Here is a 23,608-nt window from a genome sequence, read left to right as displayed (position 1 = left end):
TTCGTGAAGCCGTGCTGGGCAAGGAACATCCCGATACCTTAATCAGCGTCAACAACCTGGCGGGCTTGTATGAATCCCAAGGCAGCTATGGCGAAGCCGAGCCGCTGTATCAACGGGCCTTGCGCGTTCGTGAAGCCGTGCTGGGCAAGGAACATCCCGATACCTTAATCAGCGTCAACAACCTGGCGGGCTTGTATAAATCCCAAGGCCGCTATGGCGAAGCCGAGCCGCTGTATCAACGGGCCTTGCGCGTGAGTGAAGCAATACTAGGCCAGCAACACCCCCAAACATTGACTAGTCTCAACAACTTAGCTTTTTTATATCAAGCCCAAGGCCGCTATGGCGAAGCCGAGCAACTGTATCAACGGGTCTTGCGCATGAATGAAAAGATACTTGGCAAGGAACACCCTACCACCTTGAATAGCATCAATACTTTAGCGGTATTGTATTACTCTCAAGGCCGTTATAGTGAGGCTGAGCCATTATATCAGCAAGTTTTATATGAGCGTGAAATGAAATTGGGTAAGAAACATCCAGAAACCTTAAAAAGTATTAGTAACTTAGCTAGTTGTATTATGCGGTTGGGACGTTATAACGAAGCTGAACCACTCTATCAACGAGCTTTGGATACGGTTAAAAAGGTTCTAGGCAAAGAACATCCCCAAACTTTCGATAGTGTTAATGACTTGGCGGTGTTATATCAAGCTCAAGGCCGTTATGGAGAAGCCGAGTCGCTGTATCAACATGCTAAAATCGGTCGTGAAAAGGTGTTGGGGAAAGAGCATTCACACACTCTTTCCAGCATAAATAACTTAGCCGGATTGTATTATCAACAGAATCGTTACAGCGATGCTGAATTTTTGTATCAACTGGTCTTGGATATGAATGAGCAAAAACAGGGTATGGAACACCCTCGTACTTTGATTAGCATCAATAACTTGGCATTATTATACCAAGCTCAAAATCGTTATGAAAAAGCTAAATCTTTATTTCAGCGAGCTTTGCGCGTTCGTGAAGAAATTTTAGGGAAGGAACATCCCGATACTTTAATTAGTGTTAATAACTTGGCAAATCTCTATCAAGCTCAAGGCAACTATCACGAAGCTGAGCCTTTATTTCAGCGAGCCTTGCTCGTTCGCAAACAGGTATTGGGAGAGGAACATCCCGATACCTTAACCAGTATTGATAACTTAGCAAATTTTTATCAAGCCCAAGAACGCTATGGTGAAGCCGAGTCTTTATTCCAGCAAGTCTTACGTGCTCGAAAAAAGGTGCTGGGTAAAGAGCATCCTGATACCATGCATACAATGCAAAGTATGATTAGTTTGCAACTAAGTCTAAAACAAGCACCCAAGGCATTGGTTTTACTTCGACATTTAGAAACTGCCGCCCTGCGTTATACTGCAATAGAACTTTCTACCACCTTGGGTGAAGCGCAAAAGCGCAGCTTCTTAAGCCAGCAAAGCGTATTGCAAGATTTAGCCTTGAATTTGGCGGTACAATATCCATCCAAAGAAACCCACCAATTTGCTGTTACTGTACTGCTACGCTGGAATCAGGTGCAGGGTGAAGAAGCTTTGTTTTTGCAGCGCCTCAGTCGTCAGTCCGGTGACCCGCAAATTAAAGAACTCGCTGAACAAATCCGCGCCACGCGCAAGGAACTCAGCTTTCTTGCCAACCAAAAAGAGGTCAATTCGCAAACGCTGCAAACCCTCTTGAACACGCTGGCTGCAAAGGAAGTTCAACTCAGCCGCCACAGCAGGCTGTATAAACAACATCTGGTAGTGCGCAGTTTGGATCTGAACAGTGTGCGTAGCGAACTGCCACATAGTAGTGCCTTGCTGGCGGTGAAAGCTTATCGACCTTTTGACACGGAAAAACAGATTTTACAGGCTCCGCATTATTTAGCGCTATTATTACCCGCCGAAGACAGTGGGGAAACGGCTTTACAATTAAAGGATTTAGGACCGGTAGAGGAAACTGGATTATCTGGTCAGATACTCAAAGCCGGTGAAGCACAGACGGAAAAAGACTTATATCAACAGTTGTTCGCCGATTGGGATGAACAACTAGCAGCTTACGAATCTCTTTATATTGTCCCCGATCATTGGCTACACCTACTCAACTTTGAGCGCATGCGCCTGGCGGACGGACGTTACTGGATTGAGCGCCAACCCTTGCACCGCCTCAGCAACGCCCGTGATTTGCTGCGCCCGCCGCCGCTACAAAAAGGCAAAGGACTGGTGGCATTGGGCGGTATCGATTATGGGACACGACCCGTCAAAGGCACGGGAGCCGTAGTCGGTGCGGGTTTGCAACCCGCACCGGAACATTTAACCGCCCTCACTGACACCCAACGCAACTTGGCTGGACAATTGGAACAAGGCTTTTTACCGTTGGCAGCCAGCCGTAAAGAAGCCAAACAAATCCCGCAATTCTTCTGGTCCCCCGCCCACGGTGACGACCAAAGCGGCAAACTGGAGCAAGTCTGGCTGGGCGCTGATGCCACTGAACATAAACTCAAGCAACTCGACCACGCCCCGCAAGTGCTGCACCTCGCCACCCACGGTTTTTATCTGGAAGACCGCCTGGAATTGGGCCGTCCCCTGGTGCTGTCCGGTCTGGCCCTGGCCAACGCCAACCTTGGCATCCACGGTCAACGTGATGAACACGGTGAAGACGGCATCTTATACGCTCTGGAAGTGCAAGACCTCAATCTGGAAGGCACTCAACTCGTCACCCTCTCCGCCTGTGACACCGGCAAAGGCGTAGTGGACTATGCCGAAGGCGTCTACGGCCTGATTCGTGCCTTTCGTGTCGCCGGTGCCCGCAACGTGTTGATGACTCTGCGCAAAGTGGACGATGAGCAAGCTTTTCGCTTCATGACCGAATTCTACCGCCGTTGGCTGGAATCCGGCGGGCTGGAAAATCCGGCTAAAGCCCTGCGCGACACTAAACTACATTTTTTGGGTAAGGGCGAAAGCGTGGAGATGTGGGCACCGTATGTGCTGGTGGAGGTATTGTGACAGTTAAGACATATCATGCTATCGGGCTGTTATTGTATCTGTTTGTCATAAGTTTGAGTGCCTTCGGCAAAGATACACTCAGCCATGCAACCAATATCGCCGCAGCAATGGAACCAGCACAACGTGTCAAAGCAATGAATATTGCAACGCTGAAACTGCGTCGGGCTGGTCGTATTAAAGAAGCCTTACAGCAAGCTGAGCAAGCATGGCAATATGCTGAACAAGCGTTAGGCGAACAGCATTCGAACGCTACCGCCGCATTAATTAATCTGGGACAGTTACACTGGGTTTCCGGTAACTATGCGATAGCGGAAACCCACTTAAAACGCGCCCTTAGTATTTATGAACAGATACTGGGAAAGAGTCATGCCGGGACAGCAATTGCCGTGGCAAGTATTGCCGTGCTGTATCAGTCTCAAGGCCGTTATGCTGAAGCAGCAGATTTATTTCAACGTGATCTGAATATCAGTATCGCAATATTGGGCGAAAAGCATCGTGATACCTTAATCAGTATCAGCAATCTGGCAACCATGCGCCACTTGCAAGGGCGCTATGGTGAAGCGGAGTCTTTGAACTTGCAAGCTTTAGGCATTCGTGAAAAGCGTCTGGGAAAAGAGCACTACGATACCTTAGTCAGCATGAATAACCTGGCCGCTGTTTATCGGCAACAAGGCCGCTATGATGAAGCCGAATCGCTTTATTTGCGGGTGCGGCAACTACGGGAAAAAATACTGGGAGAACAACATCCCGATACATTGCTCAGCCTTAACAATCTGGCGGCACTATATCGAAAGCAAGGTCGTTATGAAGAGGCAGAGACATTATATTTGCAAGTTAAGCGTACTCGGGAAAAACTGCTTGGAGAACAGCACCCTGATACCTTATTCAGTCTCAACAATCTGGCAAGCCTATATCGTGCGCAAAACCGCTATTACGAGGCTGCTGAATTGTATCTGCGCGTTGAGCAAATTCGCACTCAAATATTAGGAGAAAAACACCCAGATACCTTGCTCAGCCAGCATAACCTGGCAGCTTTGCATATGTCTCAGGGACAGCACAAAGATGCCGAAGCCTTATACCTTCAAACTCTGGATACCCGTAAGCAGGTATTGGGAAACCATCATCCTGATACCGCGATTACAATACAAAACCTCAGCCGTTTATATTTAACCTTGAAGCAACCAAAGCAGGTGTTATCCCAACTTGAAGATTTGCAGAATATTGCGCTAAACCATGTGGCGATAGAACTTGCGACAACGCTGGGAGAATCACAAAAACGGCGCTTTCTTCGCCAGCAAAGTGTGTTGCAAGATTTGACCCTGGATTTAGCGCTCCAATACTCGTCCGCAGAAATAGGGCAATTTGCCGCAACTGTATTATTACGCTGGAATCAGGTTCAAGGTGAGGAAGCACTATTCCTGCAAAGCCTCAGCCGTCAAGCTGAAGAAGGCTCGCCTGTTCAACAACTTGCCCAACAAATTCAATACCAACGCAGCTACTTAAGCCGTTTGCTTAACCAAAAAAGTATCGCCCCCGAACTCCTGCAAACCAATCTGGATAAACTCAACGAACTGGAAGTCCAACTCAGTAAACTCAGCCGTGCAGCCAAACAACACCTGGAAATTCGCAAGCTGGAACTGAATGACGTGCGTAAGGCCCTGCCGCCAAACAGCGCCTTGCTAGCCTTGAAGGTCTACCGGCCTTACGATACCGAAAAACATGAACTCCAAGCCCCCCACTACGCAGCCCTCCTGCTCCCCGCCCAAGGTGACAAAGAAATCCGTCTGCTGGACGTAGGCACGGTGGAAGAAACCCTGGCTTTGGGCGAAAAACTCAAAACCGGCAACGAACAAGCCGCGGCGACCCTGTACACCCGCCTGTTCGGCGCACTGGACGAACACCTGGCGGTCTATCCGCAACTTTATATTGTCCCCGACCACTGGCTGCACCTGCTCAACTTCGAGCGTTTGAAGCTCACGGATGGGCGTTATTGGATTGAACGCCAAGCCCTGCATCGTTTGAGTAATGCGCGTGACCTGTTGCGTATGCCTTCAGAGAAAAAAGCCAAAAACCTGGTGGCGGTGGGTGGCATCGACTACGGTCCGCTACTCAAGGACGACTGCAAAGGCTCTGCCGACAACCGCCATCGCAGCATCACCGAGCAAATCCAATGCGGCTTCAAACCTCTGCCTGCTACGGAACGGGAAGCCAAAAGCGTGCGCGGTTACTTCAACGCCGCCGTGGACAAAGGCGATGCGTTGTTATGGCTGAAGGCTGAAGCGGACGAGGCGAGCCTGAAAAAACTCGACGAAGCGCCGCGCATACTACACCTCGCCACACACGGTTTTTACCTGGAGAAAAATCCCTGGTCGGTTCGCCCCTTGGTCCTTTCCGGCTTGGCTCTGGCGCATGCCAATGACGGCCTGCGCGGTGATTCGCTTGAAACAGGAGACGGTGAAGATGGGATTTTATATGCCCTTGAAGTCCCCGACTTGGCCCTGGATGGCACCGAACTGGTGACACTCTCTGCCTGCGACACCGGCCAGGGCGTGGTGGACTATTCCGAAGGTGTGTACGGCCTGCTCCGTGCCTTCCGCATGGCCGGGGCACGGCAGGTGTTGATGAGCTTGAAAAAACTTGATGATGCCAAAGCCTATAAGTTCATGGATACTTTCTACCGCCACTGGTTGGTAAACGAGGCAGGGGAAAGCAGCCCAGCGGCAGTGTTGCATGCTCTGAAATTGGCTTACATCAAGGCAGGCAAGCCTGTTGAAGATTGGGCTGCGTTTGTGTTAGTGGAGAGTCGCTGAATTTATAGAAACCAAAATTCAGTTTGTTACGGCACCACCATAAAAGACTGACTGCGCCAGCCTTCTGGCGATTGATAAAACAAATGCCCCCAGCTTTGTCCGGTATCCAGTTCAAAATAGTTTGTTGTGATTTCCTCGTACAGCTCGCTGTAAGCTTGCGGACGTAATGCCAGACGTTGACCATTTGTATGAAAAATTTCCAGATTGCCATTATCCAGTACAGTGATACCCGCTTGATAACCCGCTGCTATTAAAGCATTCTGCAAAATGCAGATATCCTGTATTGCAGGTTGTGCATACAAAGTGATATGAGCCGTGGTATCTAATTGCAAGCTGCCATCGGGTGCCAGCAATACCCCCATTTGTTCTGGAGCGTCCAGATACTCGGCCTGCCTGACAAACCAGGCAAAACGTTGTTCGTCAAAATCCAGATAAAAATAATGCTGCTCAGGATGCTGACTGATACTGAGATGATTATCTTGCAGTAGCGGCAATTGATTAATGGCATTAAATAAATCCACGCTTGGCGGCAAATTGACAGGTGTTAATAAATCAATACTATGTGGGCTTTGATAAGGCAAGTTACAGGATACAGGAGGGCTTTGTGGCAAGACCTCATCCAGTACTGGCCCTGGCTGGATTTCAAATGCCAGAATTTTGCTAGTGAACTGCGGATGGGGTGCGGATGCTGCCAGTTGCCATTGACCATCGCTTGTTGCTTCTAGCAGACTGTAACCGGCATGAATTTCAACCTGTCCTGTATTAAGTAAGGGAACCTGCTCAAACAGTAAAAATTCCATTTGCTCCTGCAAGAGCATATCATTGAAGTCTGTCGCATAAGTGCTTGGCATATCGCCATTATCGGGCGTTAGCGTCAAAGACCAATGGATACGCGCCATTTTTTCAAGGTGCTGGGTGTCAGGCAAAATACGCAGATGTGCAGAGAAAGCCTGAATACCGTAAATCACGGGTAAGCCACCATTTTCTCCATGTAACACCTGGCCCTGGCTGCGTAGTTCACCGCTGATACGATGTTCTAATTGATCCTGCACTTTAATAATAAAATTTTGATCAATAAAGGCCCCCGTACTATCGATGCTGCGCACCTGAATCTCCAGTTCCGGCGTATCTTCAAAATCCAATGGAAAACTATTCGCCAGACGCAGTTCATCATCCTGAATAGCAAAATAAGGCAGAGGAAAACCTGGGTTTTGCAGCAGGGCATACTGGAAAAAGTCCTCTCGGTCATTATCCTGAGTGCTTAATAGTCCAATTAAAGTCTCTGCCGGACTGTTTTCTGCAATTTGATTACCATCTAAAAAAACAGCCTGTGGTGCTTGATTTGGCGTTACGCTAAAAGTTTTAGCCAGGCCACTTTGTACACTGCCATCATCCAGGGTATAAGTCAGATAGACTTCAAAATCACCCGCTAAATATAGTAAACGGCCTTGATACAACAAATATTCCTGGGTAGTCAGCAAAGTTTGGTTTTCTGCCAGGGTAAACGGAAAATCAAAACTTTGTCCCGGCAAGGGAAAATAGCGGATTAATAGTATGATTTGTGCATTTTTACCCACATCCTGCGCCCTGGCCTCTATGATACCGTGCAATTCAATCATTTCCGGCATATTAAGCGTATCAACCAGGCCTTGCTGGGTGCGCAGCTTTGCGCTGAAATCAGCCCTGGCGGCAGGTAGTACATTGAGGATAAAGCTTTTGCTGAAACTCAAGCCACCGCTGTCTGCACTGCGAATATGTAAGCTATAAGTCTGGGTATTTGGATCAACTTGTTTGCCTGCTGCCAGTTGTAATCGTGTGCCTTGAATCTCAAATAAATCATCTGGATTGGTTTCCATATGATATTGATGGGTTTCACCGAGATCAGGATCGATGCTGCTCAGAATGCCAATCAAGCTGCCTGCTGTGGCATCCGCCTGAATATTGTGATTGGATAATAAAATATCCTGTGGTGCCTGACCGATGCCCTGACATGCCAGTGGATAGCTAAATTCAGTTTGAGCTGTATTACTGCTGTTAATGCGTAAACTGGTAGAGGATAAACCGGTATGACCGGGGGTACAGCGAATTGACAGGGATAAGGGCAAACCGCCCGCAGGCAGGGTAAGGGGAAAATCACTGGCAGGAGGCAGCAAGGTGAAAGCACTGGCATCTATACCAGAGAAGCTGGCGGTTACTAAATTCAAATCACTGTTACCCAGGTTGATGATGTCCAGCCCTGTGGTAACACTATGCCCCAGACTGGCACTCATGCTGATTATTTTATCAGGTGGCGGCAGAGAGAAATAATGAGGGCCTGGTGTAGACGGCGTGAACTGAAAACTGGGCGCAGCCGCGCTATCACTGTGCAGGTTTCTGAGTAGCGGTGGATGCAGCGCATTGCTCAGTTGAATACTGGCGCTAAGATGTGCGCTTTGCTGATTTACCGGTATCCCATTCTGGGCCAGTTGCAATACCAGATCATCCTGAAACAAGTCAGTATTATTGCTCATCATATTGCCTGGTAGCTCAACTTGCCATCGATTTGAATTCAGCGTAGTTAAACTCAATGCCGTGCCTGCGGTTTGCGCGTTACCATCACTATCAACAAAGCCACCCAGTAAACCAAGGCCAGTTGAACTCCCCTGGATTTGCAGGCGTAAAAAATCCAGTTCAGCCAGTGGCAGAGGATCATCAACGCTTGAATCTGAATACAATTTAAAGCTCATGGCAGCAGCGGTTTTATCTGCCGTATTATTAGAAATCAGAATATCATCTGCCAAACCGATCTCAACCAGGCTTTGACCGGGAAAAGCAGGGTCGTTCAAATTGACTTGCACGTTTGCGAGCTGGGTGCGCTCAAATAAAAACTGATTTTTCACTTCCAGCCAGTCATTGTTTGCTGCTTCCAATACCGGCGTGGCATCCGGTGCATTGATTGCGCCGATGGCATCAGTAAAACTATAAACCCGCGCAGATACACTGACCTTATCAATACTGGGCTGCAAGCGCAGCGATAAGTTGCCGGTGCTATCCAATAAACCCGCACTGCCAGCAAGCGTACCACTGGCCACATATTTCAGCGTTAAACAGGTGCCGGAAAATAAAAAAGTAGCTGGCTCAATTTTTAAGACTACAAAATCATCCCCGTTCACGCCCGCTTCCAGGAATCCCACATTCACCACTTCATCCCCGACAGTGCCATTGCCAGCATCAATTACCTTGTTTAATACTGGTTGCGCGGCCTCTCCCTCTTCAACTAATACTTGATTCGGCGGCTGCGCCCACACCGCGCCATTTAAGTCCAGACGCAAATAAACCGGCATACTGACAGAAACCTCATGCTCCAGGCAATAACGCAAGCTTGCATCCAGATTATTATTCAGCACATTACCCGCCGGAGTCGGCAGACTGGTATCGGTATTGACCTGCGCATAACCATCATCTTCTTGCAGAAAATACAAGGTTTCCCTGGAAAGGGTCAGAGAGTTTGGCACGATGCCGCGTAATTGATAATCAACACCGGGCGTATAGCCATCTCCCAAAATACCAACCGAAGCTGAAACAGCCCATAACAGGGGGCTGTGCAAGAGTAATAAAGCACTTATTAATTGGCATGAACGGCCCAACATGGTTTTCTCCGTTGAATATCGAATGTTAATGACTTCTGTTGATATTATAAGATCTCCAACGACCTGATTAGCCCCATTGCCATTAACTTGGGAAACAGGCATGAGCTGAAGCCCCCAATCTTGCAGGCGAAGGTCAGGGCGCGGTGATTAAAAAGCACTTTTTAAGCCAGCAATGAAGGTGTTGCCCCCCCCTTAATTCTCTCCCGCAAAGAGGGAAGGCCAAAAGCCTGCGTTTGTAAACAGAATTATTTTATCGCAGTTCAGTGAAACACCCCCCTGACTTTTTCCAAATGGCAAACCTTATGAGATAAAAGGGGATATCATTCAGCATACACCATCTCACCTCTACACGGGAATGACAAAAACTGTGGCTTTCAACTTGGATGGTAATGCAGCCATAATCCACCATTTTTCCGAAGAAGTGTAGTAAGTTTCACGTTGAAACAAGGTATTTTCTGGATAAAGCACAATATCCTGAATTATGTTATCTTTTGACCCTTTCCATTTATTAAGCAGCATATCAAAACCATGATTATCCACACCAGTAATCGCCTGGAAACTCTGCTGGATGCACTCGCTGCCAGCATCGTAAAGCCTTTACCCCCGCTGGAACAAGAACAGATTCTGGTGCAGAGTCATGGCATGGGGCGCTGGTTGTCCATCAATCTGGCGCAGAAATTTGGCATCTGGGCGAATGCCCAATACCGCTTTCCCAGAGAAATGGTGCAGCGTTTGTATCGTACCTGCCTGCCGGGACTGCCTGATACCGCCGCGTTTGAACCGGCGGTATTGCAATGGCGGATTATGCGTTTGTTGCCCACCGTGCTGGAACAAGCGGCTTTTCAACCTTTGCAACAGTATCTGGGTGCAGAAATGGAGCCGTTGAAGGTCTGGCAACTGGCTTGGCGGATTGCTGATATGCTGGATCAGTATCAGGTGTATCGCCCGGATTGGATCAGACAATGGGAAACCGATGCGGCATCCTATACACATTGGCAGGCTTGTTTATGGCGTCTGCTCATTGCCGACAGCAACAATGCTGAAAACAACGGCAAACTACATCATCAGGTGGATATTCAGCAACAGGTTTTGGCGCATCTGCGTCAAAAACAAAAAATTTTTGGCTTGCCCCGGCGCTTGTCAATATTTGGTATTTCTGCTTTGCCGCCGTTTTATCTGGAATTATTCGCCGCTTTAAGTCCGCATTGCGAGGTGTCGCTGTTTTTACTCAGCCCCAGTCCGTCCTGGCATCCCAGCCGACAGCAACACCCACTGGCGCATTCTATGGGTAAGCTCAATCAGGATTTTCTGCAATTGCTGGAAACACAGCAGCCACGTCTGCAAGCCCATTTTCAGCCCGGTTCCGGTAAAAATCTGCTGCTGGCCTTGCAAAACACCATGCTGGCGGGACAGGACAGTGGCAGACATCCGCGCAGCGTGGCTTTAGATGATCATTCCCTGCAAATTCATAACTGCCACAGTCCACTGCGGGAAATTGAAGTACTGCATGATCATTTATTGCAGTTATTTGAAGCTGATCCCGAACTTAAACCCTCTGATATTCTGGTGATGACACCGGATATAGATGCTTATGCGCCTTTGGTGCAGGCAGTGTTTAATAGTCACAATAAACGTTATATCCCTTCAACTATCGCTGATCGCAGTCAGCAACATGATAGCCAGGTGATTACACCATTTTTTAAATTGCTGGCGCTGTCTCGCGAGCGTTTGCCAAAAAGCGCGGTACTCAGTCTGCTGGAGTATGACAGCATTTTACAAAAATTTGAGCTGCACCAGACTGATCAGGATATGCTGTCTCTGTGGTTGGAACGTAGCGGGGTGCGCTGGGGCGAAGATGAAACCAGCCGCACGCAACTGGATTTACCTGAGTTTCGGGAAAACTCCTGGCAATTTGGTCTGGACAGGCTGCTACTGGGTTACAGCATGAGCAGCGCCGATGAGGTCTTATATCAGGGCATTGCACCGCTGGCTCAGGTTGAAGGCAATGATTCGGTGGTTTTGGGTAAACTGCTGGATTTTCTTAAAGCCTTATTCAGCCGTTTACAAGACTTAAAACAAAGCCATACGCCTGCGCAATGGGCAGATTTATTACAGCAGATCATGCTCGAATTTTTTCAGGCCACGGATAATACCCAGCGGGAAATGCATCATATTCGTGCCGCTTTATACCGGTTTCAGCAAGAAACTGAAACCGCACAATTTCAGAAAAAACAACCCTTGTCAGTGGTGGAGCATTGGTTACAGCAGGCCGTGCAACAAAATGCCATCAGCCCTGGATTTTTAAGTGGTAAACTCACATTTTCCGCCTTGTTGCCCATGCGCAGTATTCCGTTTAAGGTTATTGCTTTATTAGGCATGAATGATCGTAGCTGGCCGCGCAGTCACAAAACCCTGGGATTTGATCGCATCGCTGTGCAACCGCGCACCGGGGATCGCTCACGACGTCAGGATGATAGATATTTATTTCTGGAAACCCTGTTATCAGCGCGACAAAGCCTGTATATCAGTTATGTTGGGCAGAATATCCAGGATAACAGCTTGCAACCGCCTTCGGTGCTGGTCAGCGAGCTGCTTAATTATCTGGATTTACATTTTGTCATGGCTAACGGCATCGCCTGCAAAACCTGGCTAACCCGGCAACATGCACTGCAAGCCTACAGTCCCTGTTATTTTAACCCGGAACTGGATCGCTTAAGTTATGCTCAAGAATATCTCGCTGCCAGTCGCTTGTTACAAAGCGCACCCGTTGCTAAAAGTCCATTTATTCGTAAACCGCTGCCGGAACCCGACTCGGCCTTGCGTAGCCTGAGCCTGAAACAATTACAAAGTTTTTTCCGCAATCCCAGCCGCTGGTTATTACAGGAGCGTCTAAAGCTGCAACTCGATCCTGATATGGCTGCCAGCGAAGATAACGAGGCTTTACATTTAAGCGGACTGGAGGCCTTTAGCTTAAAAAACTGGTTACTGAAACAGCAATTAGACGATCAATCCACCAGTGACAGTTATCCGCTGGTATTAGCACATGGACAACTGCCTCCTGGCGCGGTGGGTGCGTATCGCTATCAGCAGACCGCAGATGAAATCGAGCAGTTTGCAGCACAAGTGCGCATGGCATCAGCAGCAACGCCCCTGGAAGGATTGGAATTTCAATATATCTCAGAAAATCGTCAGATTAGCGGGCAGTTACAAGGTATTTATCCGGAGTATTTGTTACGTTATCAGGTCAGCAAATGTGACGCGAATAAACGCCTGCGCTACTGGCTGGAGCATTTGCTGCTTAATGCTATAGCCCCGGAGGATTACCCCCGCGAAAGTCATTTATTGTTTCGGGATGAAAACCTTATGTTCAAACCGGTAGATGATGCCAAAAACCAGCTTGCGCAGTTATTAGATTTATATTGGTCAGGTTTGCAATCACCTTTGCCGTTTTTTCCCAAAAGCAGTTATGCGTTTGCGCAGAAAATTCATCAGGGGAAATCAGTGGAAGATGCCAGAAGAGCGGCGCGCGCGCAATGGGAAGGTAATTTGCAATGGCCCGGTGAGCAGGATGTCTGGTCACAGCGTTGCTTCGGGCATGGTGAAGCCTTAAATGAAGCATTTGAGAGTATCGCGGAGCAGGTTTTTTTGCCTTTATTAGTACATCAGCATTAGGCCCTGGGCTACGTCATCATTATATCCATGAGCAGGGAATACTAGCGTAGATTTCGCCGCAGAATTTGCTGAAATACGCGGAATGGATTAACTTTAGGTTATTTTCTGTGTTTTCTGCGTATTCTGCGGTAAAAAATAATCTAGGCTCTAAAATTGTTTATAAAAGTGATTAAAACTTGCGTTTTAAACTTGTTATCTTTTTTTAAATTGCATATAATTTCCGGTTTACGTTTGCATTGTAAACATTGCAAACAAACAAGAATACTGTTCCAGAAGATAGTTCCGGGAAAATACTTCAGAGGTAATGCATGGTTACGATTCGTTTGTCGCGTAGCGGCTCTAAAAAGCGTCCTTTTTATCATATTGCGGTCACAGATTCTCGCAGTCGTCGTGACAGCGCGTATATTGAACGTATCGGCTTTTTTAATCCAGTCGCTAAAGGTAGTGAAGAAAAATTACGCCTTGACCTGGATCGTGTTGGGTACTGGCAGTCAAATGGCGCACAGTGTTCTGATCGCGTTGCCGGTTTAGTAAAACAAGCCAGTAAAGCACAAAAAGCAGCAGACGCCGCTTAAGTCATACTGCGGTTTTTTCGGCACTTTTTTATATGGCAAGAGAAAACCAAGATAGACTCGTTGTTGGTTCGATCAGCGGCTTGTATGGCGTTAAGGGTTGGGTGAAAATCTTTTCACACACCCGTCCCAGAGAAAATATTCTGGATTATTCGCCTTGGCTGATTCAGTCAAAACCTGTGGTCTTAGAACAAGGCCGTGTGCATGGCAAAGGTATTGTTGCCAAGCTATCAGGGGTCGATGATCGTGATGCGGCGAGTTTGTTATTACAGCAGGATATCTGTATAAGACGTGAGCAATTGCCAACAAGCGCAGCAGATGAATATTATTGGGTTGATTTAGTCGGACTGAAAGTCATTAATCAGCAGGATATTGTATTGGGCGATGTTTCATCTTTATTTGAAACGGGTGCTAATGATGTCTTGGTTGTGAAAGGCGATAAAGAGCATTTGATCCCTTTTTTACCGGGTGATGTTATTTTAGATATCGATTTAGATACGGGCATCATGCAGGTTGATTGGGATGCGGATTTTTAAATCTGTCAGATGCCGATGAATTTTGCCAGATGAATTTTGCCAGATGAATTTTGGGGTTATTACGCTGTTTCCAGAAATGTTGGAAACTTTGGCTTGCGGCGGTATTACTGCACGGGCCTTAAAACAGCAACAAATCACCCTGCAAAGCTGGAATCCCAGAGATTTTGCAAATAATAAACATCGCCAGGTTGATGACCGGCCTTATGGCGGTGGCCCAGGCATGTTGATGCAGGTACAGCCCCTGCGTGCAGCGATTAATCAGGCAAAACAGGTTTTGCCTGATTGTAAAACGATTTATTTATCGCCACAAGGGCGTAAACTGGATCAGAGCGGTATCACGGAACTGGGGCAGTCTTCAGCTTTATTGCTGGTTTGTGGGCGTTATGAAGGCATAGATGAACGCCTGATAAAACGAGACATTGATGAAGAATGGTCAATTGGTGATTATGTCTTAAGCGGTGGCGAACTGCCGGCAATGATATTGATTGACGCGCTGACCCGACAAATTCCGGGTGCTTTAGGTCATCAAGATTCTGCGGGGCAAGACTCTTTTTATGCTGGGCTGCTGGATTATCCGCATTATACAAGACCCGAACAAATTGACGCGCAGACGGTACCAGCCGTGTTGCTGGGCGGCAATCATGAACAAATCGCACGTTGGCGCTTAAAGCAGGCACTCGGTAGAACCTGGCTGCGACGTAAGGATTTGCTGGAAAAAAAGTGCCTGGATGCAAAGCAACAGGTTTTGTTACAAGAATTTATTGATGAATATGAGACAGAGGGACAGTAAATGAACATCATCCAACAACTGGAAGCGGAACAAATGGATCGCGAAATCCCGGATTTTCGTCCAGGTGACAGCGTCGTGGTTCAGGTTAAAGTTAAAGAAGGCAACCGCGAACGTTTACAGGCTTTTGAAGGTCTGGTCATTGCAAAACGCAGTCGTGGCCTGCATTCCGCTTTTACTGTGCGCAAAATCTCCAATGGTGAAGGCGTAGAGCGCGTCTTTCAGACCTACAGTAAGCTGATTGACAGCATCGAAGTTAAACGCCGTGGTGATGTACGTCAGGCCAAGTTGTATTATATGCGTGACCGTCGCGGTAAGGCTGCACGTATTAAAGAAAAAATTTCTGCAAAAAAATAATAGTTTGCAGTATTTGATAAAAAAGGGGTGATATATCTTTTGGGTATATCACTTTTTTTATGCCTGCGAAAAAAAATGTTACTCCTTTAGGTCTTTATTCAAGGGTGGTTTTATTTAAAACTGCCTATAGATTTTATTTTATTTGTTAAGAGGAAAACGCTCATGCGTCTATTGATTGGATTAATCACTTTATGTTTTAGTTTAAATATTCATGCGGAAAACGCACCACCTGCTATTCAGGAAGCGTTGAAACAGTTATTGGGGCCACAAGCCAATATCGATAAGATAGTCATTCAGAAAGCACCGGTTGCGGGTTTATATGAGGCGGTATTAGATAATTATATTTTTTATGCCACTGAAGATGGTCGTTATATTATTCGTGGCGGTGACATTTTAGATCTTAAACAAGAGGGACGTAACCTGACCGAAGAGCGTCGTAATGGCTTGCGCTTGAATGTCTTAAATCAGGTTTCTGACAAGGAAATGATTATTTTCAAACCTGAAGGCAAAACCAAACACACGCTGACTGCATTTACCGATGTCGATTGCTTTTATTGCGCAAAATTGCACAAAGAAGTACCCGCGTTAAATAAAGCTGGAGTTGAAGTGCGTTATCTGGCTTTCCCGCGTTCTGGCCCCCGTTCAAAGACTTATAACACTATGGTATCGGTTTGGTGCGCAGAAGATCCACTCACCGCCATGACGGATGCCAAAGCTGGCAAATCAATTGCAGAGAAAACCTGTGCCAACCCCGTCACTAAAGAATATGACATTGGTCGGCAAATGGGCGTAAGCGGCACCCCCGCATTGCTTATGCCAAACGGTGAGTTACTGCCTGGTTACGCCCCGGCAGATAAGCTTGTTCAATACCTTGAAGCGATGAAATAAAATAGCGCCTAAGCTATTCACCCATGCTCAAACATGGGTGGGTGCAGATAGTTATAAATTTTCAGATGCCTTGCGTCTGAAAATTTATAAATCAACGCCTTATTTCATCTGATTTATTTCAGGAGGCGTGGATGTTATTGCTATCCCGACTTTTTTTTGCCTTAACCGGTAGTTTGTTATGCCATTGCTTCGCTGTCAGCGCAGCAATGAACGAAGTCCCCTCTAAGCCAGCAGAAATTGCTGACAATGCCGCGCCTGCGCGCTTATTTGTCGCCATTGATTCAATTCCCAAACTGGCCCGGCAAAAACTGATACAGGAAATCAGCCTATCAGGTTTAGGCCTTCAAAACCTGCCCGCATTAAAAATGTTACCACCGGAAACCGACAAACTACTGTATCAGGCCCAGGTGGGGCCTTATGTCTTTGATATCAGCATAGATGGTAAATTCAGTATGCATAGCAGTCGTTTCAGCAATGCCAATCATATGCTGTTTGCCGATGTGGATTATGCCGATGTTATCCGTGAAACCTTGTCATGGCTGGATGAATCCCGGATGGTAGTGTATGAGCCAACATCAAGCATACAGCATACGCTGACAATTTTTACCGATACCACTTGTCCTTTTTCCCAGAACTTACATCAGGAAATTCCAACGCTGAATGCAGCAGGCGTGCGGGTGCGCTATTTACCATTTCCGCGTCTGGGGGAGCATTCCCAGGGTTTATATGATATGACGCGCATCTGGTGCAGTGCTGAGCGCCAGGAAAATCTGGATGCGGGGTTTTCTGGTTTTCCCATGGATGAGGAAGATTGCCGTAGTGATTTGGAATTCAGTATTACCCTTGGCAATGCCCTGGGACTGATGGGTACACCCACCATTTTGTTTGAAGGTGGTTCTGCTTCAACGGGTTACAGCAGTGCCCATGATTTGCTGCAATATCTGGATGAGGGAGTATTATTACCCACCACCACTTTTTCCTGGATTGGTGAACAGGATACACCGGAACAAATGCTCAGCGAACCTGTCGAAGTTGTGACACCACCTGTTCAGATCAGTCAATTATTAAAAACTGAGCTGAAAGCCTTAAAACTGAATAATTTTAACCCCGAATATATTCGTTTTACCAAATCTGATACGTTTTACCTGGCTGAAGTGGGGTCTTATTTATTCCAAATCAGTGAGGATACCAATTACTTGTTTCAAAGTAACTTACTGGAAAAACATCCTGAATTATTTGATTCCCAGGTGCAGCAAATTCGTCGGCAAATGATGGATATGCTGGATGAATCAAGCATGATAGTATTTGAGCCAACATTGCCAGCGGGGCAGGCGGGGCAAATGCAGGTCAAGCATACCTTGAGTTTATTTGTTGACGCTTCCTGCCCATTTTGTACATCGCAATATCAGGAAATTCCCTATTTGCGCAATGCCGGGGTACGAATACGTTATCTGGCATTTCCTAAAAATGGCCTGGAAAGTGCGGAAGCAGACTTGCTGGCACGCGCCTGGTGCTTACAGGATATTGAAGCCCTGTTATTAAACCCGGAAAAACTTAAAACCAGCCCACCACCCAGTACAAGCTGCAAAGAAAGTGTTGCCGCACATTATTTACTGGGGCGTAGCCTGGAATTGTTTGGCACACCGGGCATTGTATTAGAAACAGGGGAAGCAATCAGTGGTTATGTCAGTTTTGATGAACTAATGGAATACATGGCAACACCTCAAGTCATACTGGAGTAAGCTGAATTGATTAGGTTTTTTACTAAAATTTAATATTTTTTTAGCCGATACACTAAATTTTCAGATAAAAAAATACAAAACGCTCATCTTCAAAAACCACCCGCAAGCTGGCATCTCGATACAGCGCATAATCCACATAGCCCGGTATTGCGCTGTTCATATGGCATTCGCTGGCATGTTGAGGCGACTCAAAATCCCGATCCCGGTCATACCAGGAAAGTTGCATAGCCTCACCCAGTTTGTCCTCGGCAACTTTATTGGCAACGGACATGGCCTGAAGATAATCATTAATCGCCGGATCTTTCTCAATGAATACCTGTTCCAGTTTGGAATAATCCGGCGCACTTGGTAATTTGCAGTAGCCCATAAAAACCTCTTATGCTTTATCTAAAGCCTGACTCACATCAGCAAGAATATCATCAATATGCTCAATACCCACTGATATCCTTATTAAATCTGAACTGACACCCGCAGCGGCGAGTTCTTGCTCATTAAGCTGACGGTGAGTTGTCGAGGCAGGGTGACAGGCTAAGGATTTCGCATCGCCAATATTGACCAGGCGCAATATCATTTCCAGGGCATCGATAAACTTAGTGCCAGCGGCAATGCCACCAGTAATGCCAAAGCTTAAAATGCCGGATGCCTTGCCGCCGGTAATTTTTTGACAAGTCTCATAATAGGGGCTGTCGGCTAAGGTTGCATAATTGACCCACTCAACCTTGTCATGTTTTTTGAGATATTGCGCAAGCTTTTCCGCATTTTCACAATGACGCTCCATGCGCAGACCCAGGGTTTCCAGTCCTTGCATAATCTGAAACGCATTCATCGGCGAGATAGCCGCGCCGGTATTCCTCAGCGGTACCACGCGACAACGACCAATATAGGCAGCCTCACCCAGAGCCTCGGTATAAACCACGCCATGATAAGAAGGATCGGGTTCATTTAACACCGGAAAGCGCGCTTTGTTCGCCACCCAGTCAAATTTCCCGGAATCGACAATCGCACCACCAATTGACGTGCCATGACCGCCAATGTACTTGGTGAGCGAATGGATAACAATATCAGCACCCAGCTCAAAAGGGCGGCACAAGTACGGCGTGGCAACCGTATTATCAACAATCAAGGGGACGCCGTGCTTCTTCGCTATTTCAGCCAGACGGGCAATATCAACGACATTACCGGCAGGATTACCTATCGATTCACAAAAGATGGCTTTTGTTTTTTCATCAATGGCCTTATCGAAAGCGTCATAATCATCATGTGTTATCAATCGCACTTCAATACCCTGCCTGGGCAGTGAATGCGCAAACAGATTGTAAGTGCCACCATATAACTGACTGGTACTCACAATATTATCACCAACCTCACTAATGCATTGCAAAGCATAGGTGATAGCAGCCATGCCGGAGGCTACGACAAGGGCGGCAATACCCCCCTCCATCGCAGCTATACGCTGCTCCAATACACTGGTGGTGGGATTCATGATGCGTGTATAAATATTACCCGCAACTTTAAGATCAAAAAGATCGGCACCATGCTGAGTATCATCAAAGGTATAGGATGTCGTCTGATAAATGGGAACTGCCGCAGACTTGGTTGTTTCTTCAGACTTATAACCTTCATGTAATGCAATAGATTCTAATTTCATCGTTTCCTCTCAATGGGATGGAAAAATGGTGGATGGCATTATTGTTTGTCCACCTTATAGGTATTAAAAATCCAAAGGACTTTTAGCATCCTTCAAAGTCTGGCTTTGCAAAGTGCGTATATAAATCATTGTTGTTTTCACGCTACTATGCCCCAGTAATGCCTGGATTGTGTGAATATCATAATTTGCCTGCAACAAATGACTGGCAAAACTATGCCTGAAAGTATGCGCTGTTGCCCGTTTCGTCAATGCCGCCCGTGACACTGCACCCTTAATAGCCTTTTGCACATGAGACTCATGAAAATGGTAACGCCGTCGTTCATTGTGCTCAGTTACATAGGTGAGCGTTTTAGCAGGAAAAAACCATTGCCAGGCAAATTCTTTAGCTGCATTTTGATATTTTTTCCCTAAGGACTCAGGTAAAAAGACACCATCAAAATTTGTGTTAATATCAGCCTGATAAACCTCTCTGACCCTTTCCAATTGTGTTTGTAGTTCTGTCACCAAACTGGCGGGCAAGGGTACTGTTCTGGATGTGTTCCCCTTGCCATCATGTACACGAATTTTTAAGGTATCAAAATTAAAATCCTGTATGCGCAAGTTTAAACACTCTAACAAACGCAAGCCACACCCATATAACAATTTCACCACCAAATCATGGGGTGGACGCAACTTTACAATCACGCTATCAATTTCTTCGCGTGACAATACCACAGGAATATATTGACGCCGCTTTGCCCGTGCAACGCCTTCTATAGGCTCAAATGCTTTCTCCAGCACATGTCGAAACAAAAATAACAAAGCATTGAATGCTTGATTCTGGCTTGAAGCGGATACCTTGTGATTAACCACCAAGTCCGTTAAAAAACCTTTAACGTCCTCCATATCTAATAAATCAGGCACTTTACTCTGCGTAAAAGTCTGAAATTTACGCACCCAGGCTCGATATGAAGACAAGGTTTTTGCTGAATAATTCCGAACCTTAATCGCCTGCAACAATTTATCAAATACCCAGACCCAACTGCTGTTTTTAGATAAAGGCACTACGGACTCAGCCGCAATGGAAGCAGGAGGCGGATTATCCAAAGATAAGTTTTTTGGGTGAATGGTTTTCATCGGCGCACTCGTAAATCCAAAGCATATTTATGACAAAAATCATGATAATAACCTAAGCATTTTTTGTAATGAATTTGCTCAGTAATCGTTATCCCTTGTTGAGCCAAGCAGCGTTCATAAGTGACAGATAAAGTTTCTGGGGTTGGGCGCATATCAGTATATCAAAATGTGAATAACAAGGTTTTCAGGCGTGATATCCAGTTAGAAAAGTATCAGGTATCTCTGCTTGATTGTCAAATTACAGGGGCGTATAGTGCGGATAAAATGTTTAATGTTATAAAGGCATATCCTCCTCTAAGCATCATACAAACTTAACTTTAATATAAGGAAGAAACTAATGAAAAAATGCAATGTACTGATGGTATTTGCAATTGTTGCAAGCGTTGGATTCACTGGGATAGCACAAGCTGATATGCTTGGCGATCAATTAACGATTGAACGATTCTACCCAGATTTGAATACTAGTTTTCGTGATCCTGTATCTACAATTGTAGTTGCTGGAGATAGTGATGGGATAACTTCACATGGCCATGCTGTATTCAACCCTGAGGCTACCAGCATTTTTATTGATTACCAAAACAGTAGCTCATATGTTGAGAATACTTTTGATGGCTATCGGTTTACTGGTTTTAGCAAAGATATACAAAGCGTAATAGCAACTAACGTAACCAATGTTGCAATTGAAGAACTAGCTTTTGGGCAAGATTTCATAACCCTTAATTTAGCTGGTGAATTTGACAGCACAAGTTTTATTGAGTTACAAATAAACTTTGAACAACCCAGTTCAAATAATGACAACTGTCGAGCCACGTACACATCTGGTGCATTACATATCCCATGTGTTGATGTCCAATTACCTTTTGGTGGTACTGTCACTTATGAAGTCAATATGCAACATCAACAAAACTCAAATCCTATGAGTTTTGGATTAACTGGAGCTACAGAGAAATAGCGCGGTAGGGCGCATAAGCGGTAGCGTCAGTGCGACAAGCAAAGCTTGTCGCTTCTTTCAGGGTGATAAATTAGAAGGCATATATGGACACCCCGCTAATGTCAAGTTTTTTTCACTTTTTCTTTACATCAATATTCCTCAAGCAAGCACAGAGCTAACAACAATGGGGGTTTGGGGGTATCACCCCCAAATAATCATCACTACTCCCTGTTTTTGTACCAACTCGCCTTCGGGTGCCAAATCCCCTTTTTACTGGTGTACTCTGTAAAATGGCACGTTGAACCCTCCCACTCTTGCTCACCTTTGTGTGGAGCGGTTGACATTGTTCTCACCGATCCCAGTTAGAATTACAAGACAGCCACTGTGCGACAAGCGAAGCTTGTCATTTCTGACAGAGTGAAAGTCTCTGTCTGGTGTAATCAAGTAATTGATTACAAGAAGGTCTAACCAACCTCCAGTAGCGAGTGTTGCGCCTCTGGCGGAGCGTTGCAAGCGGTTAAGTCTGCTGCAAACGTTAACAATAGAGGTGAAGCGTACACAGCGTACTATACAGGTCACAGGGATATGCACATCCCTGAAGCTATAATTAGCATCGTTAGTCTTATTTAATGCAGATGGCGACATCTTAGTGGGTAATGGAAGCCAACAAAAATTAGAAGACATCCACAAAATTTGAAAAAAATACTATTTCTGTTATCCTGTCCTAAAATCTAAATTCAAAGAGGGATAAAACCATGCCTACACCTCGCAAAGAACAAGTTAGCAAATACAGCAACGGTCATTATCACTGCATCAGTCGCGCTGTACGCCGCGCTTTTTTATGTTGAAATTTTAAAGACATCCACAGTGCAACAAGCGAAGCTTGTCATTTCTAACAGAGTGAAAGTCTCTGTCTGGTGTAATCAAGTAATTGATTACAAGAAGGTCTAACCAACCACCAGTAGCGAGTGTTGCGCCTTTGGCGGAACGTTGCAAGCGGTTAAGTCTGCTGCAAACGTGAACAAGAGAGGTGAAGCGTACACAGCGAACTATACAGGTCACAGGGGAGGGAATTACAAGACAGCAGGGAATTACAAGACAGCCATTAAAATATATTCAAATCTTATCATTTCTGTTATCCTGTCCTAAAATCTAAATTCAAAGAGGGATAAAGCCATGCCCACACCACGCAAAGAACAAGTCAGTAAACACATCAACGGTCATTATCACTGCATCAGTCGCGCTGTGCGCCGCGCTTTTTTATGTGGCGTTGACAAGCAAAGTGGCTGCAATTATGAACACAGACGGCAATGGATACTGGACAGGCTGGAAGTGCTTGCTGGGCAGTTTGCGGTTGAGGTTTGTGCCTATACCATTATGAGTAATCATTATCATCTGGTGCTGCATGTGGATTATGAGCAGAGTTTGACCTGGGATGCTGAAGAAGTAGTCAAGCGTTGGTGTACTTTGTTTCCACCACAGGCGTTAAAAGATTCTGATGACAAACAAATTGATACTGAAGTGGTCAACGCTTATTTTGCGCGTCTGACAGCAGATGAAGAAAAAGTGACCTTGTGGCGGGAACGTTTGGCAGATTTAAGCTGGTTTATGCGTTGTCTGAACGAGCCAATTGCACGCCAGGCGAATAAAGAAGATAAGTGTACCGGGCGCTTCTGGGAAGGGCGTTTCAAATCTCAGGCTTTGCTTGATGATGCTGCTTTAATTAGCTGTATGGCCTATGTTGACCTTAACCCGGTACGAGCCGCGATTGCCCAAACCCCGGAAGATTCTGAATTTACTTCTTTTGCAGCAAGAGTTGAGATTCAAAAAAAATCAGTCTCAAAACCAGAACCACAAAGCCAATGGCTTTTACCTTTTGCTGAGTCTAAAAAGA

16 protein-coding genes are annotated in these 23,608 nt (G+C 46.1%); 11 read left to right on the top strand and 5 right to left on the bottom strand.

The features are described from left to right. Together QUF61_RS06385 and QUF61_RS06380 are read left to right on the top strand one after the other, a co-directional pair. Positions 1 to 3,026 (top strand): CHAT domain-containing protein (locus QUF61_RS06385; RefSeq protein WP_289681022.1); only part of this gene is annotated, 3,026 nt, incomplete at its 5' end. Next, complete coding sequence (locus tag QUF61_RS06380) at positions 3,023 to 5,836, top strand: CHAT domain-containing tetratricopeptide repeat protein (protein WP_289681021.1); 2,814 nt, start codon at positions 3,023 to 3,025, stop codon at positions 5,834 to 5,836. The genes QUF61_RS06385 and QUF61_RS06380, both read left to right, overlap by 4 nt. A gap of 26 nt (positions 5,837 to 5,862) precedes the next feature. Here QUF61_RS06380 and QUF61_RS06375 read toward each other — a convergent pair whose 3' ends face one another. Both QUF61_RS06375 and QUF61_RS06370 read right to left on the bottom strand, forming a co-directional pair. Beyond that, the gene (locus QUF61_RS06375; protein ID WP_289681020.1) at positions 5,863 to 9,465 is read right to left on the bottom strand and encodes a hypothetical protein; all 3,603 of its coding nucleotides are present in this window, start codon (positions 9,463 to 9,465) and stop codon (positions 5,863 to 5,865) included. Positions 9,466 to 9,810: 345 nt separating this feature from the next. Further along, positions 9,811 to 10,005 carry a hypothetical protein gene (locus tag QUF61_RS06370; RefSeq protein ID WP_289681019.1) on the bottom strand — a complete coding sequence of 65 codons (195 nt, stop codon included), beginning with the start codon at positions 10,003 to 10,005 and terminating at the stop codon, positions 9,811 to 9,813. On the opposite strand from QUF61_RS06370, the gene recC reads away from it, so the two are divergent. The 7 genes from recC to QUF61_RS06335 all read left to right on the top strand — a co-directional run bounded on the left by recC (position 9,994) and on the right by QUF61_RS06335 (position 18,019). Continuing rightward, positions 9,994 to 13,137 (top strand): exodeoxyribonuclease V subunit gamma, encoded by a 3,144-nt coding sequence (gene recC / locus QUF61_RS06365; RefSeq protein ID WP_289681017.1) that lies wholly within the window; start codon positions 9,994 to 9,996, stop codon positions 13,135 to 13,137. The genes QUF61_RS06370 and recC overlap by 12 nt on opposite strands. A gap of 308 nt (positions 13,138 to 13,445) precedes the next feature. Further along, entirely contained in the window at positions 13,446 to 13,712 is a 267-nt protein-coding gene (rpsP, locus tag QUF61_RS06360; RefSeq protein WP_103921561.1) for a 30S ribosomal protein S16, read from the top strand. Between the two features lie 32 nt (positions 13,713 to 13,744). Next, on the top strand, positions 13,745 to 14,245 hold the full coding sequence (gene rimM / locus QUF61_RS06355; RefSeq protein ID WP_103921560.1) for a ribosome maturation factor RimM: 501 nt from the start codon (positions 13,745 to 13,747) through the stop codon (positions 14,243 to 14,245). Between the two features lie 43 nt (positions 14,246 to 14,288). After that, entirely contained in the window at positions 14,289 to 15,035 is a 747-nt protein-coding gene (gene trmD / locus QUF61_RS06350; RefSeq protein ID WP_103921559.1) for a tRNA (guanosine(37)-N1)-methyltransferase TrmD, read from the top strand. After that, a complete protein-coding gene (gene rplS / locus QUF61_RS06345) occupies positions 15,036 to 15,389 on the top strand; it encodes a 50S ribosomal protein L19 (protein ID WP_103921558.1) in 354 nt (117 codons plus the stop codon). Between the two features lie 162 nt (positions 15,390 to 15,551). Further along, positions 15,552 to 16,277 (top strand): DsbC family protein, encoded by a 726-nt coding sequence (locus tag QUF61_RS06340; protein WP_103921557.1) that lies wholly within the window; start codon positions 15,552 to 15,554, stop codon positions 16,275 to 16,277. A gap of 131 nt (positions 16,278 to 16,408) precedes the next feature. Then, positions 16,409 to 18,019 (top strand): thioredoxin fold domain-containing protein, encoded by a 1,611-nt coding sequence (locus QUF61_RS06335; protein WP_289681014.1) that lies wholly within the window; start codon positions 16,409 to 16,411, stop codon positions 18,017 to 18,019. A 52-nt stretch (positions 18,020 to 18,071) separates the two neighbouring features. On the opposite strand, the gene QUF61_RS06330 is transcribed toward QUF61_RS06335, so the two are convergent. From QUF61_RS06330 to QUF61_RS06320, 3 genes are all read right to left on the bottom strand, one after another. After that, positions 18,072 to 18,386: an AF1514 family protein gene (locus tag QUF61_RS06330; protein ID WP_289681012.1), complete on the bottom strand. Its 315-nt coding sequence runs from the start codon at positions 18,384 to 18,386 to the stop codon at positions 18,072 to 18,074. A 9-nt stretch (positions 18,387 to 18,395) separates the two neighbouring features. Continuing rightward, positions 18,396 to 19,667 (bottom strand): O-acetylhomoserine aminocarboxypropyltransferase/cysteine synthase family protein, encoded by a 1,272-nt coding sequence (locus QUF61_RS06325; protein WP_103921555.1) that lies wholly within the window; start codon positions 19,665 to 19,667, stop codon positions 18,396 to 18,398. Positions 19,668 to 19,730: 63 nt separating this feature from the next. After that, positions 19,731 to 20,783 (bottom strand): integron integrase, encoded by a 1,053-nt coding sequence (locus QUF61_RS06320; RefSeq protein ID WP_289681011.1) that lies wholly within the window; start codon positions 20,781 to 20,783, stop codon positions 19,731 to 19,733. A 337-nt stretch (positions 20,784 to 21,120) separates the two neighbouring features. On the opposite strand from QUF61_RS06320, the gene QUF61_RS06315 reads away from it, so the two are divergent. Both QUF61_RS06315 and QUF61_RS06310 read left to right on the top strand, forming a co-directional pair. Next, positions 21,121 to 21,735, top strand: coding sequence for a hypothetical protein (locus QUF61_RS06315; protein ID WP_289681010.1), 615 nt, complete (start codon positions 21,121 to 21,123; stop codon positions 21,733 to 21,735). 1,155 nt (positions 21,736 to 22,890) lie between these two features. Next, positions 22,891 to 23,608, top strand: a 718-nt coding sequence (locus QUF61_RS06310; protein ID WP_407080049.1) for a transposase, incomplete at its 3' end; no start/stop codon positions are given.

The organism is Candidatus Venteria ishoeyi, assembly GCF_030378065.1.
Taxonomy (GTDB): domain Bacteria; phylum Pseudomonadota; class Gammaproteobacteria; order Beggiatoales; family Beggiatoaceae; genus Venteria; species Venteria ishoeyi.
Note: the sequence above shows the minus strand (reverse complement) of the source record. Positions and strands in the feature narration are given on the sequence as shown.